Here is a 23,004-nt window from a genome sequence, read left to right on the forward strand (position 1 = left end):
AAAGCATTTGGAGCAAAGTGTCAGGGTAATGGCAGGTCAATGGCATGGTCAAGTTCCGTTTCTTCTGATACCGTTGGAAGGCGCAAAGCTGCCGTCGCAAGAAAGCGAAGGAAGAAAGGAGGTGTATTGATGGCAAAAATGCCAATTCAGGCAACTAAAAGTAGCAAGCGCTCTCTGAACAAGTCCTTGTGGTTGCTTCTGGTTCTTCTCATCGTTGTGGCTGTCCCGGGATATATTTTGTCGGCGCGTCAATTTGTAGAGAAGCATACTGCTATCACACAGAATCAACAGGACCTACACATCACCACAATGCGTGGGGAAGCCGCCTCCATTGTTATCGATCTCGGGTTTTCAGGTTCAGGCGATGGAGCATGGGCAAGTCCCACAGGCGTGCGGTTGATACTGGTTGGATTAAGCACCCCCTTGCAGATTGTTGGACCAAGCCAGCCCAATTGGGGCGATACATATACCATCAGTAATAAACCTAAAAAGGTCGAAGTGCAGGGCGTTGTGACTCTTCCCACATCGCTAAGTGGCCCCATGGACCGTCAGCTTTCCGGGCGGATTACGGGGACTATCCTCACAAATGGCCCCGTTGGAAATAGTTCGGAGGATCTCACTATTCCTGTCCAGATCCACCTGCTGCCACAGGAAAGCTATTTCTGGTCTGGTGGACGCGCGCTCTGGTACGGGTTTACCGCACTCACCTATTTGCTGCTGATTGGATGGCTTGTCACTAATATCTGGGATTGGCGGCATTCCCGGCGAAGGAAGAGCGAACAGGCAGGAGAAAAATCGGACAAGGGGAATAGAAACCTCTTAGTCGCCATGGTAGTTATTCCTGTCTTAGTCGCCGGCCTGGTTATCTTTGGAACCATTGAAGGAGACCCGCAGATTCCCACTGAAGGCTTTCCAGAGATCAGTACTAGCATCTGGCTTCTCCTGGCGCTCCTTGCGATCTCACTCTTTCTGAAAGGGGTCGTGTCACTTTATAGGGGAAAAAACGCGTCTGCCAAATAATCCATGTTTTTATAATTTAGATTATCTCCAGGAAGGAGGATCACCGCTATCCATGTTTTATACGCTCATTCGAGGACTCATCAACTTAATTAATGGTACACCGCAAAGGCTACTGTTACACTGTATTGTAGCATTCGCGCTGGGCACGAGTTGTGGTGTTGTCGGCTTGGGACCATCCGGCTTTCTCAATCCTCTCTCGATCATCTTTTATGGCTATGCGCTGTTGGTAGTAATTGGCGCGGCATTTAAGTATGTAGTGTGGCGGCAGCAGGGGCTGATGGATCCGCTCCCGAACAATCAGGTCTTGCTGCAATTAGATCATATTCTGAGCGTCGAGACACGCGAACGCGCATTGCTGGGAGCACGCGAAACAACCACCAATTACGCGAGTCAGCCCGTCTTGTTCAGCCCGCCTCTCAGTGGGAACCGAGTGGTGCTGGTAAAGTGCGCGGAATGTCAACAGGAGGTCAAATTTAGGGTAGACAGCCTGGAAGAGCGCAAGAAGAGACGGCTGCGCGCCACCCTTATATCGAGTATTGGCTTCATCTTCTTCCTGGGCTTGGAAATTCTACTCGGTGACGCCTTTCAGCCCTCTCCTATTCCCGATTGGATAGGATGGACACGCCTCATCTCCCTGATCGCGCTGATTGGGTTTGCTTGCAGTTATGCCTATCTTGTGAACTATACAGGGGTGGTGTATATAGTTACTGGGCGCGGGCATCGGGCCCGGCATCCGAAGAAGGCAGAAGTGGCCAATTTTCGCCAGAGTCTGCATCTAACCCCTCAGGGATAAGCTATAAATTTGGTGACAAAAGCGCCACAAAAGCGTTCAGGTACAACAGGGCTCCCACTTGTGGCGCATTTCCTGATTTACCAGCAGAGTTACTGATCGACACACCTTCTACGTCTTCTCCAGCGGCAAGTCGCGATAGGCTCCCCGCTGCTCTGGCGGCAACAGGGTAGCGATATGCAGCATCATTTCCTGTGTGATACTGCGTAACCCCTCTTTACGAGTCAGTCCTGCGGGCAGAACGGGAACAAAGGGCTCACCAAACTGAACAGAGACATGAGGGCGCCACCCACCTCCAGGGCGCAGAATACGTCGTGAGCCATTCAACGCCACGGGGAGAACTGTCGCTCCGGTACGCAGGGCAAGCATCGCAACCCCCGTGTGGGCCTGAAGCATCTGCTCCTGGCGGGCGACAGTCCCCTCAGGAAAGATGAGCAAGGGTCGTTGCTCCTGTAAGTAGGCAAGCGCCTGTCCCAGAGCCGCACGATCGCTCTCGCCACGGTATACAGGAATTTGCCCGGTACAACGCACCAGCCAGCCCACAATGGGCCAGGAAAAAATCTCTTTCTTGGCAAAGAACCAGGTACGGCGAGGGAGAAGACCCGCTACCAGGATGGGATCGAACCAGCTCAGATGATTAGAGACGAGCAAAAGGGGGCCGGTCAAGGGTACATGCTCCGAACCACGTACCGAGACACGGCAGACCAGCAATATCAACAACCGAGCCACTGGACGCAACAGAGTGTAAATGATGCGGCCTAGCCAGCCACTACCATATGTTGCGGCCTTTTTCATACACGTACCCACAGGGCCTTCGGCAAAATGGTGACATTGAAACTGCTCGCGGACATAGTTTCGCCATCCATCTGCATATGCACAGGCTCGCGACTCTCAATCTGTACGGTTCTAGCACGATAGAAGGTTACTTCTGGCAAATCGCTGTGTTCACCTTTCTGGACGATTGGTAATAGGCGCAGGGCACGCAACAAGGGTGTATAACGAATGGTACAGATATCGAAGCGGCCATCTGTATGATCGGCTTGAGGATTGATGCGAAAGCCAGCACCATAGGTTGGCCCCGTGGTAACCGCCATAAGGATAAAACGCTGTTCCTGCTCGCGCCTCTCTCCATTATCATCCAGGCTGAACTTTAGCCAGGGGCAACGGTGGTAGCCGAACAGCAACTGGCGCAGAGTTGAGGTGTAATAGAGAGGCATACCAGCCAGGCGCAAATATTTTTTCAGGCTCCCCGCTGCCACAGCGATATCAGCATCAAGCCCCACACTGAACGAATTGGCGAAATAGTGTTCATTTACCCGGCCAGCATCCACATCAATCAATCTGCCACTAAAGGCTCGCTCGACCGCGGCTTGGGGATCACGAGGCAAGTGGAGGGTATTCCAGGCGAAATCACAGCCTGAACCTGCTGGCACGATGCCCAACGGAACACGCTGGCTCACGCTCAACAGGCCGTTGACAACTTCATTCACCGAGCCATCCCCGCCAACAATAATCACGGGACGCTTCTGCATAGCAGCCTGCCGGGCACGCTCCCGCGCCTCTCCTGGTGCGCTTGTCTCGATATATTCGGCCTTTTCCTGTTCCGCGCGGCTGCGTACAAGTGTACGATAGAGGTCTACTTTGCCATGTCGAGCGGCAGGATTAAGCATGACAAGAGGTTGAGCAGACTCCATAAATGTCTCCTTCAGTGGTGGATCTTAGGCAAGATTGTACCATACCCCGAAGACCTCTACAATTCCTGAAAGGATGATGTCGACGAAACGGCGTGAGAGCGCTTGGCGTGAGAACACTTAAATTAGAGGTCAGCCCCGAACAACCTCAACTCTTGAGCCTCAGGAGAGAACTTGATCATACGCTCAAAGCGCAGACCCAGCTTTTCAAGAAGTTTGGCTGAACGCAGATTGTCAGGAGAAGTTATAGCCACAATCCGTTTAAGGCCAAAAACTTGTTTCCCATATTGCATGACAGCCGAGGCCGATTCATAGGCATATCCCCTACCCCCAAATCCTGGAAGAAAGGCAAAGCCAATATCCACGTCCTCTAATGCATCTCTTTTTATCAGGCCACAGATCCCGATCGGAACATTCCCCTCCTTTAACACCGTCAGGTATAGACCAAAGCCCAGGCGGCCATACATTTCAACTGGCCCTTTCAATATATAGTTACGTGCCTCTTCGAGCGTTTTTACCCCAAAATCACCGATGAATTGCAACCACGATGGGTCATTTAAAAGCTCAAGGATAAAATTCGCATCTTCCGTTGAGAGACGACGGTGTATCAGCCGAGGAGTGTCAAGGAGCGCATGTATATACACTTCATACGCCCCACTTACTCGCTCATGCTGTTCGCGATAATAAAGCAGCGCTTTCGGGCTGGCAAGTGTTATTCTTGTCTCATCGGCCAGTTGCACCTCTGAGAGCGTCCCTTTCGGCCACGCCAGTATATGCTTATCGCCAAAATACTTTGTGATATAACTATTATCGCTGTGCTCAAGCAAGAAAATCTCAACCAGCACCCCCTGGTAAATAAAGGCTCGCTTGTGATGAAAGCGCTTGCCCACAACAGGCTCAAGCGCTCCCTGGTGTGCCATCCACACGTCCAGCTGCTGGAAATCTGGTGCGACATACAACAAGTCGATATCATAATGCGCCCGTGGCAAACACAACTGCCAGACCTCCTCAGCCCAGCCGCCAAAGAGCCAGGTCCGCAAGCCCGCCTCCTCCAACTGCCGCATCAAAGCACACACAAACGGCAAAGTGTTACTCGGTGGATACGTCCGATCATTCATGCTCAACGCTCCTCGCTCCAGGGTAACGTCTCCCAGCAATCCTTATAGGCAAACCCGCTCCATTCGACACCAACAAAACGCTCACGATCTTGGGGAAAGGGCAGAAACTCTTCAAGCACAGTTTGGGGAATGAGCGCCATCTCAAAAGACCAGAACTCGCTGCTCGGACCACGTTTTTTAAGCGCCTCTGCCTGCTCCACATCCTGGCTTCATTAGTGACATACATGCCAAACTCAGGAAAGGTGGTGGTAAACTCGCGCAAGATTTGCCAACACAGTCGTCCCGCGTTCTGGGAAAAGACGATATCACCCTTTCGCTGCATTGGCTCAGTTGGAAAAAGCAAAGACAGCTCTACCAGGTGATCATACTCCCCCGGTTTTTCCGGAGCGGGATCAAAGAAGAAAAAGACCCGCGCCTGGTACACTTCATCTCCCGACTTTATAGTAACGGGAGAATCTGGTTCAAGGAACGCGTAAGGGAAGTCCGGATCAAACGAAGAGGGCCACTGGGCCCTCAATAACCACTTCTCCACAGCATCATTCAAAACGCCCATTCTCCCCAGCGTCTGCGCCACCTTCTCAGTGACAGATGGAAAAGAATGCTCATCACAACACACCAGCGTCTGCAGAGATGTAAGTTCTGGCACTTATCCCCTCTCTATCCAGTAATTGTTATCGCCAGTTACTCAGCGTCATCGCTATTATTCAGTGTTACTGTCTATTATGCACATGATCAGTCACATTCAACAAACACCTTTGTGTGGCCCGCTACTGGCGTACACGGGGCTACTGCTTGGGCAAGTGTTACCACCGTATTAAGTTGTTACTGATTTGGGCGGTGTTACTACTTGAGCAAGTGTTACAATATACCCAATCTTCATAGAACCTCAACCTTTAGTGTCACTTACTCATCTCAATACGCAAGAACCATTCACACCTTTCTCATTCAAGCAAGGGGCGTCTTGACTCTCAAGCCGCTTGAGAGTGTATCCTTTGATCAAAGGGCTGGACGGCAGCAAATTCCCTTGCCGTATGAAGAGAGGAAAGGTGGCGATCATGAAGCCCCCTGCTGGGAGCCCTCAAGGCTAGAAAACGGCCTGTTGGCGAACGAGAGAAACGGTTCGTCAGTTTCGTTCTCTCGATCTCGCCCCAACAAGGGGCATCGTGTACAGGCTTTCCCCAAATCGTATCTGGGGAAAGTGGATGCTGTGTGGAGCAAAGGAGGCAAGCATGCTCAAAATCGGGGGATTCTCCAAATTCGTGCAGGTTCCCGTTCCCACCTTGCGCTATTATGATCAAGTCGGTCTGCTCAAACCAGTTGAGGTCGATGAAGTGACTGGCTATCGCTATTACTCTGCCAGTCAAGTTACTCACTTGAATCGCATCCTGGCGCTCAAGAGCCTTGGCTTCGAGCTTGTGCAAATAGGGGTGATGTTGATGGAAGGAGTCACGGCAGAGCAGATACGTGGCATGCTGCGTTTACGACACGCCCAACTCAGACAACAGCTCGATGGGCTGCAAAGCCGTCTTGTCGAGGTGGAGGGACGTTTGCAACAGATCGAACAGGAGGAAACAGTATCTCCCTATGATGTCATCCTCAAGCATGTCGAACCGCAACTCGTCGCCTCCGTTCGAGCAACACTTCCCACCCACGACGCAATCCGTTCGCTGTATGGAGAAGTGTACGCCGCGCTTGAGGGGCGCGAGACCTGTGTCGGGTCCCCTTTCGTCATCTGCTACGACGAAGAGTACAAAGACCAGGACATTGATGGGGCTGCTGCGGTGACGTTGCACCAGCGGATTCCAGAGAGCGGGCGGGTGTGCGTCCACGAGGTATCTGCTACTCTGATGGCAACCACGGTTCACCAGGGGAATAAGGCAACGCACCTCGAAGCCCAGTAGGCCATCCTCACCTGGGTCGAGACCAATGGCTACCAGATCGTCGGGCCAGCACGAGAAGTCTTCTTGCATACCACCCTTCCTATCCCTCACGACGAGGCTTCCTCCGTGATGGAACTGCAATTCCCGGTGGAAAAGGCCGTTCCCTCGCACGACTTGCTCCACAGCAAGCAGCGCTCCCGCAGACCTTTAGATAGTCACGAGAAGGAGTAATGAATATGTCTCTCACACTGACACAGCGGCTTGGCCTGCCAAGCATGCGCGGGCAGGGAGCGCTTGTAGTAGCCACCTTGATCGACGCGCTCGGGACCGGGCTGTACCTGCCCTTCTCGCTGCTGTACTTTCAGCGGGTGGCTGGTTTGGCTCTCCCGGTCATTGGGGGAGGCCTCTCCCTTGCGACGGCTCTGATCTTGCCGATAATCCCGTTCATGGGCGTTCTTGTTGATCGCTTTGGGGCCAAGCCTATGGTGGTGGTTGCTCAGGTACTCCAGGCACTAGGGTTCCTGGGCTATCTCTTCGTCCACTCTCTTGTCGTGCTGGGTGTTTCGGCCTTGCTCGTGATGGCCGGGGCACGCCTCTTCTACGTGTCCTTCGGTGTCCTGATCGCTCAAATCGCCAGTCCAGACGAGCGTGACCGCTGGTATGGCTTGAGCGGGGCGACACAGAATCTCGGCATTGGGATGGGCGGCCTGGTGGCTGGCTTCATCGTGGCATGGGGTGGGACCATCGGCTATCAAACACTCATTGTGGCCAATGTCCTGAGCTTCGGGCTAGCGGCGCTTCTGCTGTTGTGGCGCACAGCGCCCTCACCAGTTCGCCCTGCGCGTTCGGCAGACTCCTCTCAGGGTTCCCGTGCAGTTCTCGCCAACCGTCCCTTTCTTGTGCTCGTGGCATGCAACGTTCTGTTTACCCTGACTCTGTCTCTGCTGTCTACTGGCTTGCCTCTCTACATAACGGAGACCTTGAACCTCTCGACGGTGACGCTGGGGATCTTGTCTGCCTTTGGTGCTGGGCTGTTGATCGGAACCCAGACCCTGGTGATGCGACTTCTCGAACCGTATCGCCGTACACGCTCTCTGGCACTTGCCAGCCTGCTTCGCGCTCTGGGATATGCCTTGTTAGCATTAGCTCTGCTTCTTCCTCACGTTCTCCTTGTTCCCTATTTGTTTGGCGTGGTGGCGCTCAACACGCTGGCTTCTCTGATCACTGCTCCGACGGTGATCGCGCTGGCGGCAGCGAGCAGTCCTGCGCATCTGCAAGGGCGCTATCTAGCCATCTATCAGTTCTCCTGGGGGATCGCCTCGGCCCTCGCTCCCACCTTGTTTACGCTGCTCTACGCTCTCGGCCCTGCCTGGCCCTGGGTCGCCCTCATCGGGCCGACGCTGATCGCTGGCTTTGTCATGGTCCGGCTTGAGTTGTACCTGCCAGGACAGGCTGTGCATGTCCACCCGAAAGAAGTCGCAAGAAACGAACCAGCCTGTTGAAAAAGCCTTTGATAAGCTCATCAGCAAAGAGGAAATCTTACTTCCTCATCCTTGAAAAAGCTGAGGCAATCGGCAAAAGAAGAGATTTTCCTTGCAAAAGTGAGCGAGCACAGCATCCAAAAGAGCCCAAAAGAGGCACAGATGGCGTCCGTTGGGAACGGACGTCGGCCCCAACCTCGCTTTTTGAGCAACTGTTGGAGATTGTGTCCTGCTGCGATGACCTGAGCCTCACAGTTGACTCGCCAGAGGCGTCGCAAGCGGAAGCGTCGCATGCCATGCCAATCCTTGGCTTCGGCAAATAAGGGTTCGACCCATACCTTCCGCTTCTTCAGGGCTTTCTGATAGGCCAGGGTCTGCTGGTAGCCCCTGACTCGTTCGAGGTAGTTCGCATGGAAAGAGCGGTGGACCTGCCGACCGTGATTACTGGGGGTACATTGAGCTTTGAGTGGACAAGCATTACAAGTGGCTGCCTCGGCGCGGTACTCCACCTTCTCCGCTTTATACTCCATCCGAGAGAGGTGCAGCAGTTGACCGTTGGGGCAGACATAGCGATCATGCACGGCATCATAGGTGAACTTGGAGGGGCCGAAGTAAGGAGGCCTCTGCTGATCCCAGTCTGGTAAGGGGATGTAGGCCCGCATTCCCGCATCTTCAATGGCCTTGATATTTTCGATGGTCCCATACTTGGTATCGCCGGTTATCTGTCGAGGCCTCACATGCCAACGAAAGCGGACGTGCCAGAGCAAGTCAAGCATCGGCTGGTTATCCATCACCTCCGCAGGGGTCACCAGGGCTTCTAGGATAATGCGACGTTTGCCTCCATCGACGACATAATGGGTATGATAGCCCAAATGAAGACCGCCGTTCTTGAGGCGCATTGGAGTGGCATCGGGATCAGTCGTACTGATCTGGAAGTCGGCAGAACGCTGGTAGAGCCCATGGATTTCCCTCTGCTGCCGACCCTCTTCAACGATCCAGTCGTGCCGCATTGAGCGCTCGGTCTCAAGCTCTTCTTGCTCTTGTTGAGAGAGGACGACTGGCAGGGACGTAGGCTGAAGGCAGGTCCCCGTGTTTGAAGAACCTTCTGACATGGGAGCGTCCATGCTCTCTCCTCCCTCTTCCTCGTCCCCTTGATTTTCCTGCGCAAAAAGAGCGGTCAAATGGCGCTGGATGGCTTCTCGCGCCTCAACAGCAAAGCGAGGTGTAAGGGAATCCAGATCCGCATTCGCATTGACCTGGGTGGAATCAAGATAAAGTTCCTTCCCCCACACCAACTTTGCCTGTTGACACTGTTGCACGATCGCGTCGAAAAACCAGCGAAAAACATCAAGGCCATAGCGAGTACGGATCTTACTCAAGCTGGAATGATCAGGTAAAGGCTCATCCAAATCGTAGCCCAGGTACCAGCGAACGCTGAGACGATCAGCAGCCTGACGAATGAGTTGGCGTTCGGATCGAATACCCTCAAAGAACATGACCAGTTGTAACTTGAAGAACACAACAGGGTCAATTGAGGGCCGCCCTCCACTTGCATACATTGGCTGCACACATTCGCGGACAAAGGACAGGTCGAGGGTTCGCTCCACCTGCCGATAAAAATGGTCTGCTGGCACCAGTTTCTCACGAGATACATTGACCAGCCGTGCAAATGCGCGCTCTTTCGTTCCCATCATACCGCTCACCTCGTAGGCCAAAGCGCCTAGCCGTTGCTACTCCCTTCCAATAGGCCATTCAACGTCAGCTTTTGCTCATTGCTTCAAACTATGCATGGTATAGGGCAAGGCACGGGGCAAGTCAAGAGGGCTTTCTCTTCTCCTGATGAGGTATTTGGAAGCCTTTTTCAACAGGCTGCGAACGATTTTGAGACTCCAGCATACGCTCTCCAGTTCATTCATCAGAACTATCTGCGATGGGATGCGGCAAGTTTTTTTGCGTCGAGCTTATCCAGGATAATGGAGGGGTGATAGAGGTACCCCCTATCCTGGGGGTACCTCCGTTTAGGATGTTTGGTAAAACCGCTGGCAACACAATCCATCGCGCGTGTCCTTCTTTTGGTGGATGTGGGCAAACGTTTCATGGGATTATACTTATGTCGGGACCCCCAAATAGAAAACATGTGTATTAAACAAATATCATCAGATTGTTAAAGCCGCTTTTAACCCGCTACTGGCGTACGCGGCTACTCTCGTCCGAGCAGTAGCCGCGTACGCCAGTAGTGGGCTATCTGCGCTGGTTAAAATCAACTATGGCATCTGCGGCTGCGTGGTAACCACCGCCCTCGCGCAGGGCACGCTGCATGCGCTTGGTGTTGACACGGAAGCTAGAGTCGCTGGCGATGCGATTCACTGTTTGCTTCAGGACATCGGCATGTAGCTCGCCCGTGTCCAGCGAGAGGCCCAGGCCCAGACCCTCGACGCGCCGCGCGGTGATCGCCTCCTCGGAGGTCTGAGGTACTACGATAAGCGGCACACCATAATACAGCGACTCCATGATACTACCCAGCTCGCCATGCGTAATGAAGATGTCGGTATATTGCAAGACCTCCAACTGCGGCACAAAGGGATAGACCATAAAGTTGCCGGGAATCTCGTTCAACTGTGAGCGGTTGATGCGCTGGCCAATGGCCTGCACGACCTGCCATGCGCTCCCACCAAAGGCTTCAAAGCAGGTGTTGAAAAAGTCAACGCGGTTATTAAAGACCGTTCCCAGGGAAATATAGAGCGCGGGTTGGCTATTGATGCGCTCCAAGGGAAACTCCGAGGTCGTGAGCCGCGAGACAATGGAGGGTCCGACAAAGCGAAAGCGCTCATCAAAGGTCTCGCCCGCGGGCTGGAAGGCCTTGGGAATAGAGATAACGTTCAGCGCTTCCACCCGAGCATACATCTCCTGTAAGGGAAACGCATTCACGCCATAGACGCGGCAGAGCGCCTCGAAATCATTGTTCACCTGCTCAAAGGGGTGGGGATGGATCGATTCCGCGGCCCCCTCCCACAGTTCGCTCGCAAATTGAAAGTGCTCGTTGAAGACATAGCCAGGACGGAACTGGATCGCTGGCACGCCCAGCATTTGAGCCAGCACATAGCCCCAGAGGCTGGCCGGGTCATAAATCACGCAGTCCGGCTTCTCCATACGCACTACATCGCGTAGTTGCGAAAGGACGTAGCGACTCTCCTCCACTAAACGCGCGGGCGTACTTGAGGAATAGGGGCCCCTCGGCGCGCTCGGCGAGCTGAAGCCAAACATCGTCGATCGATAGGGCTGTAAGCGCGCGCCAGTAGCCTCGACCGCGCGCCGGAAATCCTCGGTCAAGCAGTACACCACCTGCTCTCCCCGCACAGCCAACTCCTGCACCACCGCCAGCGTGGGATTGACCTGTCCATAGCGTGGTACGTTACAAAAAAGAAACTTAGCCATATATCCTTGCTCACCCTTTTCCAAATCTTTTGTTTACTGCGCGCAGACACCCGGCGCACCTGTTTCAACGAGGCTAGGAAGAGATCTTCCGGCTGCTGGGATGATAGGGATGAGTATCGATGCCCCACGAGATAATATGTGTGGGTGTGATACGAATAAACTCAGCATCCACATTCTCATTCTGCAAGATCTCTTTTCCGCCCTGCTGGATGGCTTCAGAACGCCCACGAATCTCTATGCCACGTGGCTGTGAGGGCAGCAAGACATCATCGATAACAAAGGCTGCGCGCCCATGACGGCCCGCGTCGCGGAACTTTTTGCTCTTACCCATATTATAGCCACCGACGTCGATGGTATCCAGTTCACTGTTATAGCGAAAGCCCACCGGCACCACGTGCGGATTGCCCTTGGCATCTACCGTCGCCAGCCGCCCCAGCTTCTGCTCCTGCATATATGCGATCTCAGTTTCAGTGAAATGGCTCAAAGCTCGCGCCTCCTTATTTTACCTCAAGGATTTTCGTGCGTGCTCAATCATAACTTCAGTGTAAGACACAATAGCAACACAAAGCAACTCTTTCCCAGGTGCCTGGCTTCTTTATGAATATTGCGCCTATAGACCGGGTATCTATGCTACAAGCATATACATCTTCTTCCCCATACGGCCTGTCTTTGCTATGCTTTGCATAGATACATAGAAACAAAAGAGGAGTTAACAGATGAAGATTGCAGCCCTCTATGATATTCATGGAAATCTGCCCGCTCTAGAAGCGGTGCTAAATGAGCTTGAGGAGATAGAGCCCGACCTGGTGGTGCTGGGCGGCGATATTGTTTCGGGTCCCTTCCCACGTCAGACGCTGGAACGCCTGCAACAGCTCGACCTGCGAGTGCGCGCCATTCGTGGTAATGGGGACCGCGAGGCCGTCCTGGCCTTCGACGGCCTTCCCCTGCCTTCACACATGTCAGAAGAGGGACAGGCGGCAACCAACTGGGTCGGGCGGCAGCTGGAGCAGATTCAGCGCGATTACCTGGCCAGCCTACCCGAGAGTCTGACCCTCCCTCTCGAAGAACAGGGCGAAATTTTCTTCTGCCATGCCACGCCCCACAACGATGAGGATATCTTTACTCCCCTGACATCCCAGGAGCGCCTCGACACGCTCTTCGCCAATACTGCCCATCCCATCGTCATTTGCGGCCATACCCACATGCAATTTGAGCGTCAGACAGGCAACACACGCATCATCAACGCGGGCAGCGTGGGCATGCCCTACGCGGAGAGTCCGGGGGCATACTGGCTGCTTCTCACCCCCGAGGGCCACGAGTTCCGCCAGACGGAGTATGACCTGGAGGCCGCCGCCCAACAAGTACGCGAGAGCGGCTATCCCCAGGCCCAGGACTTCGCCAACGAGAACATTCTCAAAATACCCACAGCCACCGAGGCCGCCGAATTCTTTGAGCAACTAGCCGCTAGCCGCTAGGCTTAATTGCGTGTGCCGGCCGACGCTGCTGAAGCACGCGTCGGCCGGCACACGCAGATTAGCGTTCCTGCTCGGTTGGGCGGATCAGGATCTCATTGACGTTGACGCGCTCCGGCTGGGTCACGGCGTAGACTATGGCATTGGCAATGTCTTCACTCTCCAACGGGGTGATGCCTTGCAACCACTCGGCCTGCTTTTTCTTAGCCTCTTCATCGGTAATATGCTCGGTCAACTCGGTCGCGACCGCGCCAGGCTCGATGACGGAGACGCGAATATGGTCTTTATAGACCTCCTGTCGCAGCGCCTCTGAGAGCGCCACAACACCCCACTTGGTGACATTATAGACGCCGCTCCCCGCACGCGCCGTGCGGCCCGCCACCGAGGAGATATTGATGATATGCCCGTTCTTCTGCTCCTTCATGATTGGTAGCACACTATGCGTCGTGTAGAGCAAACCCATAATATTGACATCCACCATGCGCCGCCAGTCCTCGGTATTCGCGCCATCGATCATACCCAGCAGCATCAGGCCAGCGTTATTGACCAGGATATCGATGCGCCCCAGTTTCCCCTTCACATGGTTGACCACGTTCTGCACCTGTTTCTCGTCGGCCACATCCGCCACCACAGGCACCGCCGTGCCATCCTGCTCATGAATGCGCTTGACCAGTTCCTGCAAACGGTCGGCCCGACGCGCCACCACCGCCACCTGCGCCCCCTCAGCCGCCAGGGCCAGCGCCGTCGCCTCTCCAATTCCAGACGATGCGCCCGTAATCAACGCAACCTTACCCTCTAAGCGCTTTGTCATCTCTTGTCCCCCTTCGCTAATACTAATTCAGGCAGAAAATATGGTTGCGCCGTAGCACGCAACCACGCATCCTTCAGCTATATCACGTATCATTCTTGGCGAAGGGAGACGCCCACCCTGGCTCCCTTCCACAAAGAAACAGATATGAAAACATCATGGATTTTACATCCGGCAGACACAGCCTGTTAATGATATACTGAAGATGCTTTTGTTACACGGCCAACCTTAAACCCCAGATATAGATTAATGCATGTAATACAAAAACAAGCTTCTATTTGTGACGGGAAGCACTAAAATAATGGAGATAACACTATGGACCTCACAAGTGACGCCTTTATTGCGACTGAGATCGAGCTGGAAGAGACACAATTCATGAGCCAGGGCAATCCAGGCCAATTCTTTCCGACGATGCAGGGGAAGAATGTCGACCCTCTCATGCTGGCTCAGTTGGAACTTATCGTAACGGATGTAGAGAAGGGCAGCCTCCATGACATACTAGCTAGCCTCGACGAACGTATGCTCGGTGAAGCCGAATCCACGGAGCGATGGGTCTATCAGTTCCCCACGCCTCTGACAACCAGACTCGCTGCGCTCCAGGATGCAGAAATCAGCCGCTATGGCGCGCAGTGGGGAGCGACCAAGGAATGGCAAAGCAAGAAAGGCCTGCCCCCTACCGAGGCTGCCACGCAATTTCTCCAACAGCTCTGCCAACTCGCCGTCCGCGCCCACGCCGAGACAAAAAACATGTATATGTGGATCAGCCTCTGATATGCGCATTGACATTACACACATACACTCAACCACGTCCAGTCCGCTCATTGATTTCACCACTGTTTACGGCACTGGCCGCGCAGTCTGGGCGAGTTCAGTACCAAAACTATATGAAACATATTTTGTGGAGTTCGACATCCCAGAAACACTTGCCTGGGGAGAAACAATCACCTTTGCACAAGAGAATCAGACAGAAATCTCATATAAGGATGATATGCTTCACCTCACAGGCCTTCTAGTATTACAACGAGACTTTACCAACGCAGCCCCTGCAAGTGGGCAAGAAGCCGCTTGCGATGAGAGCAATAGGCGGCGTAGTTGTGGCGTTGCTGATACGCGATCAACGCCAGGGCTGCAGGCAGATCCAGCACGGGTTGGGGCAAGGCAACCTGCAAGAGCAAGCGCACCTGGGCGATGCTCAGTGGCAGAGAGGCATGCGCGTCCAAGCTGGGCACCTCACCTGGCGTGGGCAAGGGGCGTGTCGTTGTTGGGCGCAAGATCCCCCTCTCTCTGGTTCAGGCGTTGTTGCCAACGAACCAGGAAATGATGAGCGAGAATGACCATCGTCATGTGATGGTGCCACCCGCGCCAGAACCGCAGCTCGTAGTGGTCCATGCCCAATTCCCCCTTGCATTCGGCAAAACAGGTCTCGATGGGCCAGCGCATCCCGCTCACCCGCACAAACGTGGCAAGCGGTATCTCCAGCGGAGCGTTGCTCAAGTAAAATTTCCATTCCGGCTCTTCTGCAGAACCGCTGACTTTGCGTCGGATCACCACCCAGACCTCCGGGCCTGGCAGCCGATCAAGCGGCAGGAGAGCGCGCAGCACGAGAAAATCAGCGACCAGCGGGCCTTTGTGCCCCTCCAACAGACGGTAGCGCTGCCAACGAGAAGCAGGCCACTGCTTGGCCAGGTCCTCTAAGGGCACTTTGGCTGGACTGCTGGGATGCAGTCGCTCTCGCTGTGGGACTGGTCCTTTGCGCGAACGAGTCTGTGGTGGAACCCAACTGCTCGGACGATCCCGTGGAGTTTGCCCATCGATTTCCAGCAGTGGCCACACCTTGGTATCTCGCGGCACCTCGGCCAAATACCACAACCCCGTCGCGTCCAGCCGTTGCAGGAAGGCAGGGGAGTCGCCATATCCCTCGTCACAAACGACCCACTGCGCTTGGAGGCGTCCAGAAGCCATAATGCCTTCTACCAACTGCGCTGCCAGTTCGTGCTTGGTTTGAAAGGGAACCTTGTCGGGAATCTGGCAGTCCTGCCACAGCGTTCGGTGATCCTCACCAAACCAGGACTCAGGCAGGTAGAGACACCGATCAAGGAGCGTCGCACCTTTGCGGCTCGCATAGCCCAGAAAGACGCCTGCCTGGCAGTTATCCTTTTTCCCGGTATTTCCGCACCACTGGGGAGCGACTCCTACTGAATGAGAGCCGTGTTTGGGAAAGTCCGAACCATCGACGATCAGGACCCCATCCTCTTCACCGAGCGTCTCGTTCACCAGGCGCTGATGTTCGGCCAGCAGGGCGTCATCATCCCACTTGCCCTCCCCAATGAATTGCTGGAGAGCGCGCACCTGCCGTTGCGCATGCGGTCCCACTCCCAACAGGCGCAGGGCCATCGCTTCCACATTCGCGGCGTCGGCACATTCGCCGTAAGCAGTCCACGCACATAGACTTCCGCCCACTCCCGCTGTTCACGCCGAGAAAACAACGGGGCGAAGTGCTGATGGTAAGCCAGCAGTTCTTCGGCCAGGGAAGCCACCTCTTCCGAGGTCAAGTCCTGCACCGCCAGTCGGCCTGGAAGAGGCGGCTGGCTGGCAGTTATATCGATCATGAGAGACATTGGGTTTCACCTCCAGGTACAGACCTCCTTTCAGTATACTCCAACAAGTCTCGTTGTAATACTAGAACATCTCAACGAGGATGGTATCGCCACCCTCCGTATTGGTGATGCACTCCTTCTACTCAAATGTGAAGCGTCAACCTTACAATCAGCACATGGTCGTTATGTTCACATTTCAACAAGACTAGCTTATCTATACGACATCAATATTTAATACAAACTGGTACTTCATTTACCAGATCAGGGGAATCAGGCGGTATCTTACATCCGCCATATAGCGATCGTAGTCGTGCAACTCCTCACGGAGCATCTGCTCTTCCATTACTACCGTCTAGTTCACGAATTTTTATGGCCTGCTCTTGTATTGCGAAACGATGATTCCGCCTTTATAAGAAGCTGAATGTATAAGAGAAAGCCTCTGTGCACCTCTTATTTTGTCGAAGATAGGTAGGCCACTGCCAAGGATGGACGGATTAATGATAAGATGCAACTCATCAACGAGTCCAGCTTGAAGTAGAGAGGACGCAAACGTTGCGCCTCCATACGTAATAATATTTCTCCCACTAATATTTTTCAACTTGTTTACTTCTTCGGCGAGATCGCCCTTTGCCAGAACAGTGTTATGCCATTCAGACATATTGAGCGTTTTTGTAAACACAACTTTCTGAGCCTCAGTAATCTTACGCGCAAATCCAGACTGCGGGTTATCATGCTTCTCGGCCACCGTTGCCCAGTAATGAATGAAGCCTTCCTGCGCCATCTTTCTGCTGAGCAAAACACAATCCATAGAGGCGGCTACATCGTTATGATATCTTCTCAACTCAGCATCCCAATTCCATTCTTCTCCCCAGTTCCATACCATCCAATCTGTCTGTCCGTTTTCATCAGCCACATACCCATCAACAGACATCTGCATTTGCAATATCAGCTTACGCATTCTCTCTACCTCTTCTAGTATGAACAATGAGCCTTGTTACACTCATTAACTACTTGGGCACGCATCTGTACACTTGCAAATTGCAAGTTACATCAGTCTACTACAAGTGCACAGAGATAACTTCTCTAATCTTGCTCTTCGGGTAGAGAAATATCGTCCCATATCTGGGCTTCAATATAGCGTTCTGGCCCATTTTGCCCATCAGCGTTCCAGATCTGGGGCAAACCATACTCTCTGATCACCTCCATGATTTCACTCAAGGTATATACCTTTCCACGATACGGCTTTCCATCTTGAACACGCATTGCTGGAAAAGAATCACCATAGGTAAAACTCAGGGTAAGAGGATGAAATGCATCCATTGCTATTTTGACTGTTCTGCCATCCTGGTACCATTCTCGCAACCAGGGGCATTCTCCAATGATCATATAATGAGGGACCATACGCTTCGGTTCTCCTGCCTTTCTAAATCTACTCAAATGTGCTTATACACACGCGAATAGATTCAATTGCTGCACTTACCCCTCACAGGATGTCTCCATGGCATCTACGCCGCTTTGGGTCGCCTGCAGCACATCGCACTCAGGACAAGCCTGAGTGTATGGCCCTCGCCGGGCAAAGAACCTCGTCAAGATGTTGTGAGCACTGTTCTCATCTCGATCCATGACGAGTCCACATTCCGCGCACCGATACGTCCTCTTCCACAGTGGCATGGCTTGCAGATTCCCACAGCCACTACACTGCTTGGACGTGTTGCGCTCATCTATGAAATGAAGCTCTTTCCCATACAACTGGCATTTGTAGGTGAGCATCTGAACAAAGGCATACAAGCCCCAGTCATTGTAGACGGCCCGATTGAGCGCCCTGTTGCGCTCCTGATGCTCTTTCATGACCATGTGCCGTTGAGAAAGATCGCCCACGACGACAGTTCTCTCAACCAATCGCCGTGCGATGAGATGCGATGCCTTGTGCAGGCTATCGCGTTGTTTGTTGCGCTTCTTCTGCGACACGCGCTTATAGACCTTGCTCAGATGAAGGTAACGACGCGACTTCTTCTTGCACTTGCTGCGTTTCGAGCGAAGCCGATCCAACTGGTTGTTGTACCAACGCGAGCCTTTGAACCCACCGATGTGATAGATTCTGCCCTCTTCCGTGACGCCAGTTGCCAGCGTCTTGATGCCCAGATCGAAGGCCACAGTGTTGCCATCGCGTTTGGCTTCCTCGGGCTCTCGGTAGCTGAAAGAGGCGTAGTAGTTACCTCTGCCATCGCGACTAATAGCCACCTCTCGAAAGCCTTCGGGAGGCAGTTCGGTGAGGTGAGCACGGATGGCAGGAAAGCGTTTGTGCTTGCCCTTGCCTCCTGTGGGCAACATGAGCGTGTTTCCCTCACGCGTGAGATACATCGCCGGATAACAGAGGGTAAAGAAGCCATGGCGAGGGCGCACGCGGGGAAAGCCTGGGGTTTCCCCATTGGCGACGCGACGAAAGAAGGCTCGCATGGCCCCATCCAGGCGATAGTACACTTCCGCAAGCAACTTCCCATACACCTGATTGAGTTCAGGATCATAGACACGACTTTCGGCCAACGTTTTCTTGCAGGCGTTGAAGCGCCACTTCTCTCCATCTCGCAGTTTCATCACCCACCAATTGTAGAGCCCTCTGCATTTGCCTTGCATGAACTCAAGGGTGGCCGCGTCTTGCTCGCTGACGGCAAGTTTGATCTTTTTGCAGAGGAGCATGAAGACCCCTTCCCTTTCAACACCACACTGAAAGATGGATTTCGCATCTTTCGCTAGAAACGTCAAATACTATGACTTAGAACACTTTTTCTTATTTGGCGCGTGTAGGATATCATGATATCGTCTCTTTGTCAACGCCTCCAAATGTGTAAAAGGTGTACAACAAGCACACCTTTTAGCATAGTCGCGCACATTTTCGATTGCTGTTCTTACGCTCCTTTTTGGAGAAAGAGCCTCCTAAGTTGCTGCTCAAGCTCACGCCGAGTTGCTAGGTAATCAGCCCTGCGTTGGGCAGCAAAAGTTTTACTCTCTTGGCGAAGGCGCATCAGGATGTCCTCTGCTTTCTCTCCCTTGAGGTCAGAAAGAGTATGAAATGGTCCAACAGAGGCTTCGTAGTAGTGCGCCTTTGTGCCACAAATGTCTCTCTTACCCGTCGGGGTAAGCTCACTAGAGCAAGGTGAGTAACACAGCGACTTATTCGCCCACGTAAGTGGACGGAGATACCTTCAACCGAAAGGACTGAAGGGAAAGTAGCATGTCGTGTAAAATGCTGGTGAAGCTCCAGTCCCAGGAGCCAGAGGGAAGTCAAGCGAAGCTGTATAAGGTGAAGTCTTGATTGGCTGAATCCAAGTCATGGCGGAAAAACGCCAGCCCACAGGAGAAGGGACTATCGCCTGTGTTCAACGTGCAGGGGAACGGTACTACTTCCCCTGCAAGCTCTCGTTGGAGCCAGCCTGCAAGGAGCAGGAAGTGACGAAATGGGCACCTACGTACAGACTGAGACATTTGGAGGAACTGAGGGATCGCCTAAACGCTGTAAAGCGCAAGGTGACGGAGCGACCATACGAGTCGGATTTTATCTGACAAAGGGTCGCAGGAGGCCAGACTCAAAAGTGGCGGTTGACATGGATGTGTCAAAAGACCGCTGTGGGAGTCGTGTTGAAAAGACACTGGCCTCTGGAGAGCGTAGTGCATCGAAAGGTGCATGCTGCGTTCGGAGGGGAGGGGTTGGTGCTCCTGAATCATCAGGACCCGGCCTCTTACCCTACATGATAGAGAAAGAGCGATGAGGAATCAGCTAGCATCAAGTTCTTCTGCAAGGTAAGCTCCTTCTGTTCTTTGTCTCATCAAAAACGTTAACACTAGTCATATCGCCAATATACAGGAATGGGGATATCAAACAGCTCTGATCTATGGAATTGCCTGAGACCTGTAAGATATATCTTGTGTTATTATAAAGCTAATCAATATGCAAGAAAGCGAACTACAAAAAGACTTATGCTAACCTATGATACTTTGCTCTTCGATCTCGATGGCACGCTGACCGATCCCAAGCCAGGCATTACGAAGTCCGTGCAGTACGCCCTGGCACGCTTTAACATAGATGTTCCTGATCTTGATATACTCGCCCCCTTTATCGGCCCGCCCCTGGCCGAGTCTTTCCACAATTACTATGGCTTTACACCCGAGCAGGCCCAACAGGCCATAGCTTACTATCGCGAGTATTTCGCTGAAACTGGACTATACGAAAACGCGGTCTTCCCAGGTATTCCCGCGCTGCTTGCTGACCTGCGTGCCAGCAACAAGCGCCTGCTGGTCGCGACCTCCAAGCCTACAATTTTCGCCGAGCGCATTCTGGCCCATTTCGATCTAGCACACTATTTTGAGCTTATCGCAGGCAGCGAACTGGATGGGACACGCATCGACAAGGCCGAGGTCATTGCTTACGCTCTAGCATCGCTTCCAACTCCAGCTTACCAGAACGCAATCATGATTGGTGACCGCAAACACGACATCATCGGCGCGCAGCAAAATGGCCTTCCCTCTATCGCCGTCACCTATGGCTATGGCTCCTACGAGGAGCTCCAGAGCCAGCAGCCCACGCACCTGGTAGATAGTGTAGCGGGTCTCGCTACCTTACTTGAACACGGAACAACAATAAGCGCTTCCATTTAGTTACTGTTCCAGCTTTAGCAGTACAGTGCTTGCCAGGTTCTACAATTGCAGAATTTGGCAAGCACTGTACTATTCCGCCTTAAAACCGCTACACACCTAAAATTATCCCTCTTTTCTGCTTGCGCCTTCAAGAGAAAGCTGTTATAGTATTTAACATTCCCTTAACAATTGGTTAACATTCCCTTAATATTAAATGTATGATTTTCACGTCCAAACTGCCGGTTGCCGGGTTATACACAAAGTCGGAATCTCTCGATTGAGAGCTACCAGCCAGAAAGGAAACCCACTAGCAGAAGAGGTAGAGGCATTTCCCGACAAGGATGAGAGGAGGCCCCTTTATGCATTTGCCAACATCGCCCACCACAGTGGTGAGTTTTTTAATTGCAGGCGTCCTGCTGCTCCTCTATGGAGTACAGCAAATTTCTGATATCTTTCAGAAGACAATGAGCGTCCGTTTGCGTAGCGCCCTGGCGACGCTGTCACGTCGCCCCTGGATGGCGCTACTGCTCGGACTGATCACCACTGCGATTACACAGAGTTCTAGCGCCACATCCAGCCTGCTTGTTGGTCTCGTCAATACGCAATTTATTACCCTGACGACGGCTTTTTTTATGTTGCTGGGAGCCAACATTGGCTCTACCCTGGTTGTCCAGTTGCTAGCCTTACATATTACGGATCACGCCCTGGAGATCCTGGGACTGGGCACCGCCATAGCATTCTTCACCCGCCGTTCTAAGCTACGCCCGCTTGGGAAGGCTTTTTTTGCCTTTGGCTTGATTACGGTTGGATTGGCGGCACTAGAAGCTGGGAGCCGTCCCGTCGCTGCCAGTCCTCTTACAGCAGACGTACTACAAGCCATGGTCAACGCTCCTATTGTTCTGGCTCTTATTGGCGCCATCCTCTCAATCGCCTTTACCTCAAGCGCAGCCTCTATCGGCCTGGTCATCGTCCTGGCAGGCAATGGAGCGCTACTGCCTATCGCAGCCCTCGCAATCATGCTGGGTACAAACGTTGGCAATACCTTCACAGCCCTTTTATCCGCCTTGAGTGGTTCGTCCCGCGTCGGGCGTCGCCTGGCCTACCTGCATACCGGAACTAAACTCATAGGCGTGACTGTGGCGTTCCTCCTGCTTCAGCCGCTGGCTCAGTTACTCTCCCATCTGGGGAATGGTGGGACGCAGGTCGCTATCGCGCATATGGGGCTGAATATCGCCCTGGCACTGGTCTTCGCTCCCCTGGCAACACCACTGGTACGCCTGGTAACGGCCCTGGTACCCGATCAGGAGAGTCAAAGCGTAGACGGACCACGCCATCTTGATCCAGAAGCCCTGGCAACACCGGCCGTTGCCCTCGGCCAGGCTATGCGCGAGATTGTGCGCATGACTGACCTGGTCACGGTTATGCTTAAACGTGGTATTCTGGCCTTTGATGAAGAAAGTGATAATGTTCCCAGGCATATTGACCAGCTTGACGACCAGCTCGATGATTTAGAAGAAGCTGTGAAAAGCTACCTGACCCGGCTTGATGAAGAACAGATGACAGAGCAACAGTCGCGGCGTGAGCTAGCTCTACTATACATTGTAACAGATCTAGAGGCGATTGGCGATATTATTGATAAACAGATCGTCCGGCTCGCACAGCGCAAACAGCGTGAACAGGTCGTCTTCTCAGAGGAGGGCTGGCAGGATCTTATTACCTTTTATCAGGAAGTGCAGCTCGCGGTACAGCAGGTGCTGGCAGCGCTGGCGTCGCAAGATCCAACCCTTGCCACGGAATGCCTCACCCACAAAGCGGTTCTCACCCAAACCAAGCGCGCGCTCCATCTGCGTCATGTACGCCGCCTGCAACAGAGGGTCGCGCCCAGCCTCTCTTCAAGCGCCATTCACCTCGACCTACTCAACGCCATGAGCCGCGTTCTATCCCACGCCTTTAATATCGCGACCATCGTTCAAGGCGAGATGTAGAGCATCCCAGACCCCCACTTTTATTTCGCACCACATAGCCGGAGTATGCTTATTGCACTCACCAGCCGTCCCATCTTGAATAGAACACAGCATAG

At 53.3% G+C, this 23,004-nt stretch carries 23 protein-coding genes; 9 read left to right on the forward strand and 14 right to left on the reverse strand.

Annotated elements, in window-relative coordinates; genetic code table 11:
• The first annotated feature begins 129 nt into the window (after positions 1–129).
• Both KRAC_RS30825 and KRAC_RS30830 read left to right on the forward strand, forming a co-directional pair.
• Positions 130–1,020 (forward strand): hypothetical protein, encoded by an 891-nt coding sequence (locus KRAC_RS30825; protein WP_007914126.1) that lies wholly within the window; start codon positions 130–132, stop codon positions 1,018–1,020.
• Positions 1,021–1,072: 52 nt separating this feature from the next.
• Positions 1,073–1,813, forward strand: coding sequence for a hypothetical protein (locus tag KRAC_RS30830; RefSeq protein ID WP_007914128.1), 741 nt, complete (start codon positions 1,073–1,075; stop codon positions 1,811–1,813).
• Between the two features lie 108 nt (positions 1,814–1,921).
• Here KRAC_RS30830 and KRAC_RS30835 read toward each other — a convergent pair whose 3' ends face one another.
• From KRAC_RS30835 to KRAC_RS30850, 4 genes are all read right to left on the reverse strand, one after another.
• Positions 1,922–2,605: a lysophospholipid acyltransferase family protein gene (locus KRAC_RS30835; RefSeq protein WP_007914129.1), complete on the reverse strand. Its 684-nt coding sequence runs from the start codon at positions 2,603–2,605 to the stop codon at positions 1,922–1,924.
• The gene (locus KRAC_RS30840; protein WP_007914131.1) at positions 2,602–3,504 is read right to left on the reverse strand and encodes a diacylglycerol/lipid kinase family protein; all 903 of its coding nucleotides are present in this window, start codon (positions 3,502–3,504) and stop codon (positions 2,602–2,604) included. The genes KRAC_RS30835 and KRAC_RS30840 overlap by 4 nt, the downstream gene beginning before the upstream one ends.
• Before the next feature lie 122 nt (positions 3,505–3,626).
• Positions 3,627–4,139, reverse strand: coding sequence for a GNAT family N-acetyltransferase (locus tag KRAC_RS79790; RefSeq protein ID WP_040446027.1), 513 nt, complete (start codon positions 4,137–4,139; stop codon positions 3,627–3,629).
• A gap of 482 nt (positions 4,140–4,621) precedes the next feature.
• Positions 4,622–4,819, reverse strand: a complete 198-nt coding sequence (locus tag KRAC_RS30850) for a hypothetical protein (protein WP_040445366.1) — start codon at positions 4,817–4,819, stop codon at positions 4,622–4,624.
• 1,029 nt (positions 4,820–5,848) lie between these two features.
• On the opposite strand from KRAC_RS30850, the gene KRAC_RS30855 reads away from it, so the two are divergent.
• Both KRAC_RS30855 and KRAC_RS30860 read left to right on the forward strand, forming a co-directional pair.
• The gene (locus KRAC_RS30855) at positions 5,849–6,520 is read left to right on the forward strand and encodes a MerR family transcriptional regulator (protein ID WP_052568720.1); all 672 of its coding nucleotides are present in this window, start codon (positions 5,849–5,851) and stop codon (positions 6,518–6,520) included.
• A 215-nt stretch (positions 6,521–6,735) separates the two neighbouring features.
• Entirely contained in the window at positions 6,736–8,001 is a 1,266-nt protein-coding gene (locus KRAC_RS30860; RefSeq protein ID WP_007914134.1) for an MFS transporter, read from the forward strand.
• A gap of 20 nt (positions 8,002–8,021) precedes the next feature.
• Here the strand turns inward: KRAC_RS30860 and KRAC_RS62835 are convergent, their stop codons facing one another.
• The 3 genes from KRAC_RS62835 to KRAC_RS30875 form a co-directional block, all read right to left on the reverse strand.
• Positions 8,022–9,674: an IS1182 family transposase gene (locus tag KRAC_RS62835; RefSeq protein ID WP_007914135.1), complete on the reverse strand. Its 1,653-nt coding sequence runs from the start codon at positions 9,672–9,674 to the stop codon at positions 8,022–8,024.
• Between the two features lie 547 nt (positions 9,675–10,221).
• Positions 10,222–11,415: a macrolide family glycosyltransferase gene (locus tag KRAC_RS30870; protein ID WP_007914137.1), complete on the reverse strand. Its 1,194-nt coding sequence runs from the start codon at positions 11,413–11,415 to the stop codon at positions 10,222–10,224.
• A gap of 73 nt (positions 11,416–11,488) precedes the next feature.
• Positions 11,489–11,899, reverse strand: coding sequence for a PPOX class F420-dependent oxidoreductase (locus tag KRAC_RS30875; RefSeq protein WP_007914138.1), 411 nt, complete (start codon positions 11,897–11,899; stop codon positions 11,489–11,491).
• A gap of 232 nt (positions 11,900–12,131) precedes the next feature.
• On the opposite strand from KRAC_RS30875, the gene KRAC_RS30880 reads away from it, so the two are divergent.
• Positions 12,132–12,890 (forward strand): metallophosphoesterase family protein, encoded by a 759-nt coding sequence (locus KRAC_RS30880; protein WP_007914140.1) that lies wholly within the window; start codon positions 12,132–12,134, stop codon positions 12,888–12,890.
• A 58-nt stretch (positions 12,891–12,948) separates the two neighbouring features.
• On the opposite strand, the gene KRAC_RS30885 is transcribed toward KRAC_RS30880, so the two are convergent.
• Positions 12,949–13,698 (reverse strand): SDR family NAD(P)-dependent oxidoreductase, encoded by a 750-nt coding sequence (locus KRAC_RS30885; protein ID WP_007914141.1) that lies wholly within the window; start codon positions 13,696–13,698, stop codon positions 12,949–12,951.
• Positions 13,699–14,010: 312 nt separating this feature from the next.
• Between KRAC_RS30885 and KRAC_RS30890 the strand changes: the two genes are divergently transcribed.
• Positions 14,011–14,466 carry a hypothetical protein gene (locus KRAC_RS30890; protein WP_007914142.1) on the forward strand — a complete coding sequence of 152 codons (456 nt, stop codon included), beginning with the start codon at positions 14,011–14,013 and terminating at the stop codon, positions 14,464–14,466.
• 257 nt (positions 14,467–14,723) lie between these two features.
• Here the strand turns inward: KRAC_RS30890 and KRAC_RS30895 are convergent, their stop codons facing one another.
• The 6 genes from KRAC_RS30895 to KRAC_RS30915 all read right to left on the reverse strand — a co-directional run bounded on the left by KRAC_RS30895 (position 14,724) and on the right by KRAC_RS30915 (position 18,989).
• Entirely contained in the window at positions 14,724–14,966 is a 243-nt protein-coding gene (locus KRAC_RS30895) for a hypothetical protein (RefSeq protein WP_007914143.1), read from the reverse strand.
• A complete protein-coding gene (locus tag KRAC_RS30900) occupies positions 14,926–16,083 on the reverse strand; it encodes an IS701 family transposase (RefSeq protein ID WP_244422465.1) in 1,158 nt (385 codons plus the stop codon). Before KRAC_RS30900 ends, KRAC_RS30895 begins: the two co-directional genes overlap by 41 nt.
• The gene (locus tag KRAC_RS76400) at positions 15,966–16,313 is read right to left on the reverse strand and encodes a transposase (RefSeq protein ID WP_244422352.1); all 348 of its coding nucleotides are present in this window, start codon (positions 16,311–16,313) and stop codon (positions 15,966–15,968) included. Before KRAC_RS76400 ends, KRAC_RS30900 begins: the two co-directional genes overlap by 118 nt.
• Before the next feature lie 346 nt (positions 16,314–16,659).
• A complete protein-coding gene (locus KRAC_RS30905; RefSeq protein WP_007914145.1) occupies positions 16,660–17,250 on the reverse strand; it encodes a dihydrofolate reductase family protein in 591 nt (196 codons plus the stop codon).
• A 125-nt stretch (positions 17,251–17,375) separates the two neighbouring features.
• Positions 17,376–17,693 (reverse strand): hypothetical protein, encoded by a 318-nt coding sequence (locus KRAC_RS30910; protein WP_052568722.1) that lies wholly within the window; start codon positions 17,691–17,693, stop codon positions 17,376–17,378.
• 75 nt (positions 17,694–17,768) lie between these two features.
• Entirely contained in the window at positions 17,769–18,989 is a 1,221-nt protein-coding gene (locus KRAC_RS30915) for an RNA-guided endonuclease InsQ/TnpB family protein (protein ID WP_007914146.1), read from the reverse strand.
• A 758-nt stretch (positions 18,990–19,747) separates the two neighbouring features.
• Between KRAC_RS30915 and KRAC_RS79795 the strand changes: the two genes are divergently transcribed.
• The 3 genes from KRAC_RS79795 to KRAC_RS30930 all read left to right on the forward strand — a co-directional run bounded on the left by KRAC_RS79795 (position 19,748) and on the right by KRAC_RS30930 (position 22,909).
• The gene (locus tag KRAC_RS79795; RefSeq protein WP_007914147.1) at positions 19,748–20,059 is read left to right on the forward strand and encodes a hypothetical protein; all 312 of its coding nucleotides are present in this window, start codon (positions 19,748–19,750) and stop codon (positions 20,057–20,059) included.
• Between the two features lie 208 nt (positions 20,060–20,267).
• Positions 20,268–20,945 carry an HAD family hydrolase gene (locus KRAC_RS30925; protein WP_007914148.1) on the forward strand — a complete coding sequence of 226 codons (678 nt, stop codon included), beginning with the start codon at positions 20,268–20,270 and terminating at the stop codon, positions 20,943–20,945.
• A 338-nt stretch (positions 20,946–21,283) separates the two neighbouring features.
• The gene (locus KRAC_RS30930) at positions 21,284–22,909 is read left to right on the forward strand and encodes a Na/Pi cotransporter family protein (protein WP_007914149.1); all 1,626 of its coding nucleotides are present in this window, start codon (positions 21,284–21,286) and stop codon (positions 22,907–22,909) included.
• Positions 22,910–23,004 lie beyond the last annotated feature (95 nt).

The sequence above is a fragment of the Ktedonobacter racemifer DSM 44963 genome, from assembly GCF_000178855.1.
GTDB lineage: Bacteria > Chloroflexota > Ktedonobacteria > Ktedonobacterales > Ktedonobacteraceae > Ktedonobacter > Ktedonobacter racemifer.